Here is a 12,700-nt window from a genome sequence, read left to right as displayed (position 1 = left end):
GGTCGCCGACATCATGGCAAAAGATTCGACCGATCTGTTTGGGGCGCTGTTTGGCGATCAACAGCCGACACACGGTGCGCCTGTGACGTCCGTGCCCGTTCTGGTACCGATGCCAGCGCCGGGGCCTTACAGCTATTCAGTTCCAAACGACATGGTGGTGGAGCCGGGGTCCATCGTGCAGGTTCCCTTGGGTCCGCGCCAGGTTATCGGTGTTGTCTGGGATAAGACGGATGGTGCCTCTGTCGATCCGAAGAAGCTGCGGCCCATCACGAAAAANTTCGACTGCCNGCCGATACGAGACGAAATGCGTCGTTTCATCGACTGGGTCGCCACTTACACGCTGTCGCCGCCCGGGCTGGTGGCGCGCATGGCGTTGCGTGCGCCTGCTGCATTCGACCCTGAACCGATGATCGAAGGTTTGCGGCTGACAGAGGCGCGTCCGGAACGGCTGACGCCGGCGCGCGGGCGTGTCATCGAGTTGGCCGGTGAAGGGCATGCTTGGACCAAAAGCGGTCTTGCCAATGCCGCTGGCGTGTCAACCAGTGTCATCGACGGTTTGGCCAAGCAGGGCATTTTCGAAACTGTTTNCCTGCCCGCTCCGCCTGTCGTGGCCGAGCCCGATCCTGATTATACCGAGCCCCGTCTCGAAGGGCCGCAAAAGCAGGCGGCGTCCGAGATTCTGGAAGACGTGAAGAAGGGCGGCTTTGCTGTTTCGCTGATCGACGGCGTCACCGGCTCTGGCAAGACCGAGGTCTATTTNGAGGCCGTGGCCGAAACCCTGCGGCAGGGCAAGCAGGTGCTGATCCTCTTGCCGGAAATCGCGCTGACGGCGTCGTTCCTGGATCGCTTTCAGGACCGCTTTGGCTCCAAACCGGCAGAATGGCATTCCGATTTGTCACCAAGGATGCGTGAAAAAGTCTGGCGGCAAACGGTGACGGGTGAGGTGCGGGTGGTCGCCGGTGCGCGCTCTGCGCTGTTTCTGCCTTTTGACAATCTTGGGCTCATTATTGTCGATGAAGAGCATGACCCGGCTTACAAGCAGGAAGACCGCGTCTATTATAATGCCCGCGATATGGCCGTGGTGCGGGCGCGAATCGCCGACTTCCCGGTGGTGCTGGTTTCGGCGACACCCTCCGTCGAAAGCCAGGTCAACGGCATCTCGGGCCGTTATAATACCATTCATTTGCATACGCGATTTGGCGATGCGGCGATGCCGGACCTGCATCTGGTCGATATGCGCCGCCATCCGCCTGAGAGAGGCGGCTTTCTGTCGCCGGTGCTGTTGCGTGGCATAGCCAAAACCATTGAAANGGGCGAGCAGTCTCTACTGTTCTTGAACCGGCGTGGCTATGCACCATTGACACTGTGCCGCGTTTGCGGCCACCGCTTTCAGTGCCCGCAGTGTTCGAGCTGGTTGGTGGAGCACCGTTTTCGCAGCCAACTCCAATGTCACCAATGTGGTCACAACCAACCGACACCCGATCACTGCCCTGAATGCGGCACCTTCGATCATCTCGCAGCTTGTGGTCCCGGCGTGGAGCGTATTGCCGAGGAAGTCGAGAAGCACTTTCCAGAGGCGCGGACCATCGTGCTGTCTTCCGACCTGATGGGCGTCAAGCGTCTGCGGCTGGAACTGGAAGCCATCGTTAAGGGCGAGGCGGATATCGTTATCGGCACGCAGCTTGTCGCCAAGGGTCATAACTTTCCACTTATGACACTCGTTGGTATCGTCGACGCGGATCTGGGGTTGGCGAATGGAGACCCACGTGCCGCGGAACGCACATTCCAGCTTTNGTCACAGGTCACGGGCCGAGCAGGCCGAACCGGCCTCAAGAGCCATGGCCTGTTGCAAACCTATCAACCGCAACATCCCGTCATGCAGGCCATCGTTTCAGGCGACGCTGCAGCCTTTTACGAACGCGAAGTGATCGAGCGGGAAANGGCACTGCTGCCGCCATTCGGTCGTTTGGCCTCTCTCATCGTCTCTGCCGATACGCGAGCGGAAGCCGAGACCCATGCGCGTGGTCTGCGTGCATCCGCCCCGCAGGCCTCGGGCATCATGCTGTTGGGACCTGCCGAAGCGCCGCTTGCACTCATTCGCGGGCGATACCGTTTCCGGCTGCTCGTCCACGGCAAGCGGAACTCCGACATGCAAGGTTTCATGCGCGCGATGCTGGGCAGCGGGCCGAAAGAGCGCGGATCGGTGCATGTTCAGGTGGATATCGATCCACAAAGTTTTCTCTGAGCTTCTTTCGATGTGTCGCCTGCCGTGGCATAAGGCGGCAGGGGATCACTGATTTGGGGACTATCATGGAATTCTATTTTCCGAGTGAATTCGGCGAGCAAATGGCTTTTGTTGCTGCGGCTGTGTCTGCCATCATCGGACTTTTCATCATGTTCGCACCGGGGGTGACGTTCCGCCTGTTCGGTTTGCAATTGATGACGGATCGACGTGACGGCCTGGTCCTTCTACGCTCGTCTCTCGGAGGCTTTTATCTCGGCTTTGGCGCAAGCGCGCTGCTTCTGGCACAGCCCATGGTCTATCTCGCATTCGGCGCATCTTTNGCGCTTGCCGTGTTCGGTGCCATTCTCTCGATCCTGTCGGATGGTGGAGCAACGGTGCGAAATTGCCTACTCCTGGTTGTTCATTTCGTCTTAGCTGCATTGCCGTTGATGTACGTCTTCGGGTTGTTCTAAAAACGATTTTTNGTCGATAATGATGCCATTGCGGGTCACAACTGCGTAATTTGAAAAAATTAACGTTCCTCCTCTGGCCCAAAAGACACTTTCCGTTACCACGCGTGTTGCGAGTCCCCGCTTCCTATGCTAGACGGACCGCGAAATCGATAAAAGACAGGGGGGAATTCCGGTCTTTTTCGGGGAAATTGAAACGATTTCAAGAATTTGGCGCGCTGCGAAATCGGCGCCTGTTTCTTGGACGATTAGCAGGGAAAAAGTGCCCGTGGCAAATGCCTCCCATGGAACATCCGGTGTGGCGGAAAGGTATGCGTCGTCGCTTTTCGAGCTCGCTTTGGAAGCGGGTGTTGTCGATGCAGTCGGTGCCGATCTCGATACGTTTCAGGCCTTGCTGGATGAAAGTGATGACCTGAAGCGTCTGGTTGCGAGCCCGGTCTTTTCGTCTGAAGATCAGTCCAGAGCAATTTCCGCTCTTGCTGCAAAGGCCGGTATCTCTGGTCTGTCTGCAAACTTTCTAAAGGTCGTTGCGGGCAATCGTCGCCTGTTTGCCGTTCCCGGAATGATCGTTGCCTATCGTGAAATCGCTGCCGCTCATCGCGGCGAGATTACTGCCGAAGTGACTTCGGCACATGCGCTGGATGAGGCGCAGGAAACTGAACTGAAAGCGGCGTTGAAGAGCGTCACTGGTAAGGATGTGAAGGTCGCTCTGACCATTGATCCATCCATTCTTGGCGGTCTCATCGTCAAGGTTGGTTCGCGCCAGACCGATACGTCTCTTCGCACCAAACTTTCCACCCTTAAGCTTGCACTGAAAGAGGTTGGCTGATGGATATCCGCGCCGCGGAAATTTCCGCAATTCTAAAAGACCAGATCAAAAATTTCGGCAACGAGGCTGAAGTCTCGGAAGTCGGCCAAGTGCTTTCCGTCGGTGACGGTATTGCCCGCGTTTACGGCCTCGATAATGTTCAGGCCGGTGAAATGGTCGAGTTCCCAGGCGGCATTCGCGGCATGGCACTCAACCTTGAAAATGACAACGTCGGCGTCGTTATTTTCGGTTCTGACCGTGACATCAAGGAAGGCGACACCGTCAAGCGGACTGGCGCTATCGTTGACGTTCCTGTCGGTCCAGAGCTCCTCGGCCGCGTTGTCGATGCTCTCGGCAATCCGATCGACGGCAAAGGCCCGATCAACGCAACGCGCCGTTCGCGTGTTGACGTCAAGGCCCCCGGCATCATTCCACGCAAGTCGGTTCACGAGCCAATGTCGACCGGCCTCAAGGCCATCGACGCTCTGATCCCTGTTGGTCGTGGTCAGCGCGAGCTGGTCATCGGTGACCGCCAGACCGGCAAAACAGCGATCATTCTCGATACGATCCTGAACCAGAAGGCTATCCACGACAGTGGTCCAGACAGTGAAAAGCTGTACTGCGTCTACGTCGCTATCGGCCAGAAGCGTTCGACCGTCGCCCAGTTCGTGAAGGTTCTTGAAGAGCGTGGCGCTCTGCAGTATTCCATCATCGTTGCTGCAACGGCCTCCGATCCTGCTCCGATGCAGTATCTGGCACCGTTTGCCGGTTGCGCCATGGGCGAATACTTCCGTGACAACGGCATGCATGCGCTGATCGGTTACGACGACCTTTCCAAGCAGGCTGTTGCCTACCGTCAGATGTCGCTCCTTCTGCGTCGTCCTCCGGGCCGTGAAGCTTATCCTGGCGACGTTTTCTACCTGCACTCGCGTCTGCTCGAGCGCGCCGCCAAGATGGGCGACGCTGCTGGTAATGGTTCGCTGACGGCTCTGCCTGTCATCGAAACGCAGGGTAACGACGTTTCCGCGTTTATTCCGACCAACGTGATCTCGATCACCGACGGCCAGATATTCCTCGAAACCGACCTGTTCTATCAGGGTATCCGCCCGGCTGTTAACGTCGGTCTGTCGGTTTCGCGCGTTGGTTCTGCCGCTCAGATCAAGGCCATGAAGCAGGTTGCCGGTTCGATCAAGGGCGAGCTTGCCCAGTATCGTGAAATGGCAGCCTTTGCCCAGTTCGGTTCCGACCTCGATGCTTCCACGCAACGCCTGCTGAACCGTGGTGCACGTCTGACCGAGTTGCTCAAGCAGCCACAGTTCTCTCCGCTCAAGACGGAAGAACAGGTTGCCGTGATTTTTGCTGGTGTGAATGGTTACCTGGACAAGGTCGCTGTTGCAGACATCAGCAAGTTCGAGCAGGGTCTGCTGTCTTACCTCCGCTCGGAAGGCAAAGACATTCTCGACACCATCCGCACGGAAAAGGCTGTTAGCGATGACACCAAGGGCAAGTTGAAGACTGCTCTTGAAAATTTCGCCAAGTCTTTCTCCTGATTAGCCTCGTGACTGGGACGGATAACGGATGCCTTCACTAAAGGATCTGAAAAACCGCATAGCCTCCGTAAAGGCGACGCAGAAGATTACCAAGGCGATGAAAATGGTCGCNGCGGCGAAGCTTCGGCGCGCCCAGGAAGCTGCGGAGGCCGCCCGGCCTTACTCGCAGCGCATGGGTGCCGTGCTTGCCAATATCGCTCAGGCGGTAGAGGCAGACGTTGCTCCGGTTCTGATGACCGGTACGGGAAAGGACGACGTGCATCTGCTCGTCGTCTGCACGGCTGACCGTGGTCTTTGCGGTGGTTTCAATGCGCAGATTTCCCGTTTTGCCCGTGATCGCGCTCGCAAGCTGATCGCGCAGGGCAAGACGGTCAAANTCATGACTGTCGGCAAGAAGGGCTACGATAGCCTGCGTCGCGAATTCTCGGCCAACATCATCGAACGCATTGAACTGCGTGACGTGAAGCGGGTGGGTTTCGAGAACGCCGATGGTATTGCCAAGAAGATCATCGCGCGTTTCAACGCCGGTGAGTTCGATGTCTGCACGCTGATCTATTCCGAGTTCAAATCGGTCATCAGCCAGATACCTACGGGTCTGCAGCTTATTCCCGCTGCGGCTCCTGCGGTCGAGGTCGAGCAGTCTGCAACGACAGCGATTTATGAATACGAGCCGGATGCGGCTTCCATTTTGGAAGACCTTATTCCGCGCAACATTTCCGTTCAGGTTTTCCGGGCTCTGCTCGAAAACGTGGCTGGCGAAATGGGTGCCAAGATGAGCGCGATGGACAACGCCACGCGCAACGCCGGTGAAATGATCAACAAGTTGACGCTTTCCTATAACCGTCAGCGTCAGGCTCAGATCACCAAGGAACTGATTGAAATCATTTCGGGCGCGGAAGCGCTCTGAGGTTAAGGAAAGAGGGTAAGGATAATGGCTAAGGCAGCTACCCCAAAGAAAACCGCAGCGATCACTGGCGCGACCGGCAAGGTTAAGCAGGTTATCGGCGCTGTTGTCGACGTGGCGTTCGAAGGCGATCTGCCTGCGATCCTCAACGCGATTGAGACTGACAATAACGGCAACCGTCTGGTTCTCGAAGTTGCGCAGCACCTCGGCGAAAACGTCGTGCGTACAATCGCCATGGACTCGACCGAAGGCCTGGTTCGCGGTCAGGCCGTTCGTGACACGGGCGCTCCGATCACCGTTCCGGTCGGTCCTGAGACGCTCGGTCGTATCATGAACGTCATCGGCGAGCCGGTTGACGAAGCAGGCCCGCTGGTCACCTCCGGCATGCGCGCCATTCACCAGGAAGCGCCGTCTTACGTGGAGCAGTCCACCGATGGCCAGATTCTGGTTACAGGCATCAAGGTCGTCGACCTTCTCGCCCCTTACGCGAAGGGCGGCAAGATCGGCCTGTTCGGCGGCGCCGGCGTTGGCAAGACCGTTCTCATCATGGAACTGATCAACAACGTCGCCAAGGCGCATGGTGGTTACTCGGTATTTGCTGGCGTGGGTGAACGTACCCGCGAAGGCAACGACCTTTACCACGAAATGATCGAATCCGGCGTGAACAAGCTTGGCGGTGGCGAAGGCTCCAAGGCTGCTCTCGTTTACGGCCAGATGAATGAGCCGCCAGGCGCGCGTGCTCGCGTTGCTCTGACGGGTCTGACTATCGCTGAAGACTTCCGCGACAAAGGCCAGGACGTTCTGTTCTTCGTGGACAACATCTTCCGCTTCACGCAGGCTGGTTCCGAAGTGTCGGCTCTTCTGGGTCGTATTCCTTCCGCTGTGGGTTATCAGCCAACGCTGGCAACCGACATGGGCCAGATGCAGGAACGCATCACCACCACGACCAAGGGTTCGATCACCTCGGTTCAGGCCATTTACGTGCCCGCCGACGACTTGACCGACCCTGCACCAGCAACATCGTTCGCCCACTTGGACGCAACGACGGTTCTGTCGCGCTCTATCGCGGAAANGGGTATTTATCCGGCTGTTGACCCGCTCGACTCCACGTCGCGCATGCTCGACCCGATGATCGTTGGCGAAGAGCACTATGAAGTTGCTCGTAAGGTTCAGATGACCTTGCAGCGCTACAAGGCCCTCCAGGACATCATCGCCATCCTCGGCATGGACGAACTGTCTGAAGAAGACCGTTTGGCGGTTGCGCGCGCTCGTAAGATCGAACGCTTCCTGTCGCAGCCATTCTTCGTGGCTGAAATCTTCACTGGCGCTCCGGGCAAGCTCGTGGCTCTCGAAGACACGATCAAGGGCTTCAAGGGTCTCGTCAACGGCGAGTACGACCACCTGCCGGAAGCTGCTTTCTACATGGTTGGTTCGATGGAAGAAGCCGTCGAAAAAGCCAAGAAAATGGCTGCTGAAGCTGCCTGATAAAATTATCAAGAAAGGCGCGTGGCTTTTCCACGCGCCTTTGTCTGTCGCGCAACATAGAAGAAGTGAATAGCCATGGCCGACACTTTCAAATTCGAACTTGTTTCTCCCGAGCGGCTGCTCGTATCCGAGACGGTCACTGAAGTTGTCATTCCGGCCATGCTTGGCGAAATGACGGTTTTGCCGAACCACGCGCCTGTTATGACGACCATCAAGCCAGGCCTCGTCACTGTGAAGTTCGCCTCTGGCGAAACACATAAATACGTTGTTTTCGGCGGTTTTGCGGACATCGTCCAAAGCGGTTGCACATTGTTGGCAGAGTCGGCATCAGCCGCTGACGATATCACCCCTGACGATTTGCAGAAACGTATCGATGCTGCCCGTTCCGAAATTCAGGAAGGCAACCATCATCACGAGCATCTTACCAAGCTCGAAAAGCACCTGTATGAATTGACGAACCTTCATGAGGTTCTCGTCGCCGCTTGAAAGCACCGGGCGGGTTCGAAAGAATGACTGCCCMCAAAAACGGAACTTCAAGCGGCTCGAATGGGCCGCTTTTTGTTTTTGGTACATGGAAGTGTCAAAGTGGGCATCGACCGTCCAACGCCCGTCAGCATAAGAGGAGCAGGGATGTCTGTCAGTTCAGCCTATCAGATGGTGAAGCGCATATCCCTGCGTGACGGCGTGGTGTCCAGCGGCAACAGAAACGTACCGGAAGAAATACCTGTCGCCTTCTCCTATGGCGGCTCTACCCATGCGGTGATGATGGCATCTCCCGTTGACCTGGAAGATTTTGCCGTCGGCTTCAGCCTTACGGAAGGCATCATCACGGAGCTATCTCAGATCGAGTCAATAGAGATAGTCGAGACCGAGCAGGGATTTGATGTCCAGGTTTCGCTTTTCGATGAGCAGGCAGATGCCTTGCGCAGTCGCAGACGGCACATGGCGGGGCCTGTTGGCTGCGGTTTGTGTGGCATCGAATCCATCGAGCAGGCGGTGCGGCCTATCCCGGATGTTTCGCGGACCCGGCTTACCCTCGACACCATCGATCTCGTCGCCGCGATGGATGCTCTGCACGAAGCTCAACCGATCTTCCGGCAAACGCGAGGCGTGCATGGGGCGGGCTTCTATCACCCCACGAAAGGTTTGATCGCGGCGCGGGAGGATGTTGGACGACATAATGCGTTGGACAAACTGGCAGGTGCAGTCTTGCGAAGCGGTCACTTGGGTGCAAGCGGTGCCGTCATCGTGACCAGTCGTATTTCCGTGGAGATGGTTCAGAAAGCCGCCATTCTGGGGAGCCCGGTGCTTGCTGCGGTTTCTGCGCCGACAATGCTTGCCATCGAAACGGCGGAGAAGGCCGGAATGACGCTTGTCGCTCTGGTGCGGGGCGACGATATGGAAATCTTCACGCGTCCAGATCGGATTACGTTCGACGGTCTCAATCACGAATAGCCACCCGTGGCGCAGCATTCGTTTTGCTTTCCTTTGCGACTTTGATATTCGTCAGTTCGACATTGCTCGAATGTGGCTTGCGCCACTGGAATTTCAGAGTTCCGGGCATCTCCTTACAAANCATCTGAGGTGCCGAGGGACAGGTCGGTTCCGGGAGAGCAGCATGCAGCATGACATGATTTCGAAAACGCGGACAACCGTTCAGGCCACCGATTTCGGGCCTTGGCTGGCAAAGGCTTCGGTTCTGATCATTGATGATGAAACGGGTATGCGCAATTTTCTAATGCGCACGCTGGAGGCTCGCTGCGCCTTTGTAGACGAAGCAGCCGACACGGCGGAGGCGACGCGCAAGCTTGATGATCGCCATTTCGATATCGTCATTCTGGACAACATCATGCCCAAAAAANCCGGGCTGGAATGGTTGGCGGAGCAAAGGGCGATCGGCTTTTACGCCGAGGCCATCCTGATGACGGCCTACGCCGATCTCGATACTGCCATTCAGGCCATTCGCGCGGGAGCTGCCGATTTTGTGTTGAAACCCTTTCGCTCCAACCAGATTCTGAATGCCATATCGAGGGCGCTCGATCGGTCCAACCTGCAAAGGGAAAACTCGGCGCTCAAATATCAGCTTAAAACAGCGTCCGACCATATTTTTCTGCGCGACCGGTTGGTCGGCAGTTCCGCGACTATTCAGCAAACACGCGATATGATCAGCCGCGTGGCACCGCTTCCGACATCCGTACTTCTGACCGGGGAGTCTGGTACGGGTAAGGAAGTGCTGGCGCGCTCCATTCATGAGCTATCAGACCGCGCGGACAAACCTTTCGTACCGATAAACTGTGCTGCTATCCCTGCCGACATGCTGGAAACAGAGTTGTTCGGACATGTGAAAGGCGCGTTTACGGGCGCAGACAGCCGCCGCGAAGGGCTGTTTCTGCATGCGCAAGGTGGAACCCTGTTTCTGGATGAGATCGGTGAGATGCCGATTGCGTTGCAGAGCAAGCTGCTGCGGGTGATCGAGGACCGCAAGGTGCGTCCAGTAGGTGCCGAGCGGGAAGTGCCTGTCGATATACGCTTCGTCTTCGCCACCAACGCAGATTTGGTGGCAGATGTGGAAANGGGACGTTTCCGAGCAGATCTTTTTNACCGCATCAATGTCATGCAGATCTATCTCGCGCCGCTGCGTGACCGTGAGCGCGACGTTGTGGAACTTGCAGATTTGTTCATGCACAAGCTTTCACAGCAACTCGGCATGCCGCCAGTGAAGATCGATGACGCGGTGCGCGCTACGCTGCTTTCCTATCACTGGCCGGGGAATGTGCGCGAGCTGCGCAATTTTGTCGAGCGAAGCGTCATTCTTGGACGTTTCCCGCTCGATTTGCGCAGCGGCGCGTCCGCGCCTGTGGCCTCCGGCACATTGGATGATGTGGAGCGGCGGCATATTCTGGCTGTTCTGGATGATGTGGGGGGAAACAGAGACGAGGCGTCACGACGTCTTGGTATTTCCCGCAAANCGATCGATCGCAAGATGTCGTCCTGGCATGGCTGAGAGACCGGGCACTGTGACATCCATCAATGTCGTGCGGTCGGTTCGCGTGCGTCTTCTGGCCATTGCTCTATTGCCGACACTTGTCATCCTGCCCTTGTTGCTGGGTGTGACGATGGTGCGCTGGAGCGGCAAGTTCGATGCGCTGCTGATTACCAAGGTCAACAGCGACTTGACTGTCGCCCATCAATATCTGGCGACGATTCTCGAGAATACTGGCGAAAGGCTGGAGGGGATTGCCGATTCTGCACGGTTGCGGGATATCGGGACCGAAGGGCAAGAAGCTCCACTGAAAGCCTTTCTGGAGGATAATCGCCAAAAGCTCGGCCTCGACTTCCTATTTGTCGTGAATGCTGATGGGGTTGTCACGGCAAGCGCGGGCACCGCTGCAACGAGGCTTCGTGTGGATTGGCCCGTTCGTGCCACCGCACTCGGTGGCAAGGCATCCCATGCCATGGATATTTTTNCGGAGCAGGAGCTTTCGGCTCTCTCTCCCGCTCTCGCACAGCGGGCACGCCTCGAGCTTCTTCCGACTTCCAATGCGCAGAAAGATGATCGGGCGGCGGAGACGCGCGGNATGATGATCCACGCGGCAAGCCCGTTGAAACTGCCCGGCAGAGGCGCGATGGCGTTGGTGGGGGGTAGGCTGCTGAACCAGAACCTCGATTTCATCGATGAGATCAATGACCTCGTCTACCGACAAGCCAGCCTGCCGGAAGGTAGCCAGGGTACGGCCACACTGTTTCTGGATGACGTGCGCGTCAGCACCAATGTTCGTCTTTNCGAAANTCGGCGAGCGCTGGGGACGCGAGTATCGGAGGCCGTTCATTCGGCAGTGCTCGGCGCCGGGCAAGTGTGGCTCGACAGCGCTTTCGTCGTCAACGACTGGTATATATCAGCCTACGAGCCACTGGTTGACAGCTACGGAAAGCGCATCGGCATGCTCTATGTCGGTTTTCTGGAAGCGCCTTTTGCACGTGCGAAATACGAGACGCTCGGTTCGATCATTGCAGCGTTTCTGGGGATAACAATCCTCAGCATACCCGTTTTTTNAAGGTGGGCGCGAGACATTTTCAGGCCTCTGGAGCGCATGACGCAGACCATATCCAAAGTCGATGACGGAGATCTCGGTGCAAGGACAGGCCTGCCTCCAACCGGAGATGAAATCGGTCAGGTCGCCGTTCATCTTGACAAATTGCTGGGCCGCCTTCAGCAGCGTGAGGGCGAGTTGAGGGCGTGGAACGAGGAACTGAACGTTCGTGTCGAACAGCGGACGCAGGAGTTACAGCTTGCCAATCTCCGCCTTGAGGCGACGACCAAGCAATTGGTCATGTCCGAGAAGCTGGCGACTATTGGTGAGATTACCGCAGGCGTTGCGCACGAGATCAACAATCCCATCGCCGTCATTCAGGGCAATCTGGAGGTGGCGCGCAGCATGCTGGGTGACGGAGGGGATGTCGCCAAAACCGAATTCAACCTGATCGACGAACAGGTAGACCGCATTAGTAGGATTGTTGGAAAACTTTTGCAGTTTGCGCGCCCGGAGGAGTTTGCCGGGTACGTGGAACGCCTAAGACCCGAAAGCGTCCTGTCGGATTGTATGCCGCTGGTGAAGCACGTCCTCAACCGCGCTGGTATCGAAGTCGTGCGCCATGACGATGCCACGGGACTCCTGGCTATGAACAGGACAGAATTGCAGCAGGTTCTGGTCAATCTCATCGTCAACGCAGCCCATGCCATGCCGCACGGCGGGACGCTGACATTGGATAGCGTCGATGAGCAGCGGCACGGCTCTCAAGGCGTGGCCATCATGGTGGCTGATACCGGGGTAGGGATGAGTCAGGATGTTGTGGACCGCATTTTCGACCCGTTCTTCACCACGAAGCGGCAGGAAGGGACCGGGCTCGGTCTCTCAGTCAGTCAGATGCTGATCGTGCGCCAGGGCGGTGAGATCACTGTCTCGAGTGTTCCGGGTGCAGGAACGACCTTTACCATCTGGTTGCCGCAAGTGCTTTAAGTGCATGTAAGCATTGTCGAAAGTGGCAAAANGAAAGCGAAAATGTGGACATTTTGTCGCAAGGGTCGGACATTTTGTCTCTACTTCCCACGCTGTCCGTCCTATCTCCTTGATAAATAACAAATTCGTGTCTGGCACACCAATTGCTGAGGCTGTGTAGCAACACAAAGGCCGTTGCGTGTGAGCGTCCCGAAGAAGGAGCCGCCTCACGTCTTTCGGCCCGTGGGCTTGGGACATGGTT

10 protein-coding genes are annotated in these 12,700 nt (G+C 57.0%); all 10 read left to right on the top strand.

What is annotated here, in order from left to right; all coding sequences use genetic code 11:
• Positions 1-13: 13 nt before the first annotated feature.
• The 10 genes from CUC55_RS10830 to CUC55_RS10785 all read left to right on the top strand — a co-directional run bounded on the left by CUC55_RS10830 (position 14) and on the right by CUC55_RS10785 (position 12,459).
• Entirely contained in the window at positions 14-2,245 is a 2,232-nt protein-coding gene (locus CUC55_RS10830) for a primosomal protein N' (protein WP_103087988.1), read from the top strand.
• A 65-nt stretch (positions 2,246-2,310) separates the two neighbouring features.
• The gene (locus CUC55_RS10825; protein ID WP_103087841.1) at positions 2,311-2,697 is read left to right on the top strand and encodes an AGROH133_08824 family phage infection protein; all 387 of its coding nucleotides are present in this window, start codon (positions 2,311-2,313) and stop codon (positions 2,695-2,697) included.
• A gap of 259 nt (positions 2,698-2,956) precedes the next feature.
• Positions 2,957-3,523: a F0F1 ATP synthase subunit delta gene (locus CUC55_RS10820; protein WP_173645923.1), complete on the top strand. Its 567-nt coding sequence runs from the start codon at positions 2,957-2,959 to the stop codon at positions 3,521-3,523.
• Positions 3,523-5,052 (top strand): F0F1 ATP synthase subunit alpha, encoded by a 1,530-nt coding sequence (atpA, locus tag CUC55_RS10815; protein ID WP_067645759.1) that lies wholly within the window; start codon positions 3,523-3,525, stop codon positions 5,050-5,052. The genes CUC55_RS10820 and atpA overlap by 1 nt, the downstream gene beginning before the upstream one ends.
• 28 nt (positions 5,053-5,080) lie before the next feature.
• The gene (locus tag CUC55_RS10810) at positions 5,081-5,959 is read left to right on the top strand and encodes a F0F1 ATP synthase subunit gamma (protein WP_103087840.1); all 879 of its coding nucleotides are present in this window, start codon (positions 5,081-5,083) and stop codon (positions 5,957-5,959) included.
• A 24-nt stretch (positions 5,960-5,983) separates the two neighbouring features.
• A complete protein-coding gene (gene atpD, locus CUC55_RS10805) occupies positions 5,984-7,441 on the top strand; it encodes a F0F1 ATP synthase subunit beta (protein ID WP_103087839.1) in 1,458 nt (485 codons plus the stop codon).
• Positions 7,442-7,516: 75 nt separating this feature from the next.
• A complete protein-coding gene (locus CUC55_RS10800) occupies positions 7,517-7,927 on the top strand; it encodes a F0F1 ATP synthase subunit epsilon (protein WP_067645753.1) in 411 nt (136 codons plus the stop codon).
• Positions 7,928-8,071: 144 nt separating this feature from the next.
• Entirely contained in the window at positions 8,072-8,896 is an 825-nt protein-coding gene (gene fdhD, locus CUC55_RS10795) for a formate dehydrogenase accessory sulfurtransferase FdhD (protein WP_067645752.1), read from the top strand.
• A gap of 175 nt (positions 8,897-9,071) precedes the next feature.
• Entirely contained in the window at positions 9,072-10,445 is a 1,374-nt protein-coding gene (locus tag CUC55_RS10790) for a sigma-54-dependent transcriptional regulator (RefSeq protein WP_425352820.1), read from the top strand.
• Positions 10,354-12,459: a sensor histidine kinase gene (locus CUC55_RS10785; protein ID WP_425352819.1), complete on the top strand. Its 2,106-nt coding sequence runs from the start codon at positions 10,354-10,356 to the stop codon at positions 12,457-12,459. The genes CUC55_RS10790 and CUC55_RS10785 overlap by 92 nt, the downstream gene beginning before the upstream one ends.
• Positions 12,460-12,700: the final 241 nt, after the last annotated feature.

The organism is Agrobacterium bohemicum (assembly GCF_002896715.1).
In the GTDB taxonomy this organism is placed as follows: domain Bacteria; phylum Pseudomonadota; class Alphaproteobacteria; order Rhizobiales; family Rhizobiaceae; genus Agrobacterium; species Agrobacterium bohemicum.
The sequence above is the reverse complement of the archived record's forward strand: the minus strand, read 5'-3'. Positions and strand labels throughout refer to the sequence as shown.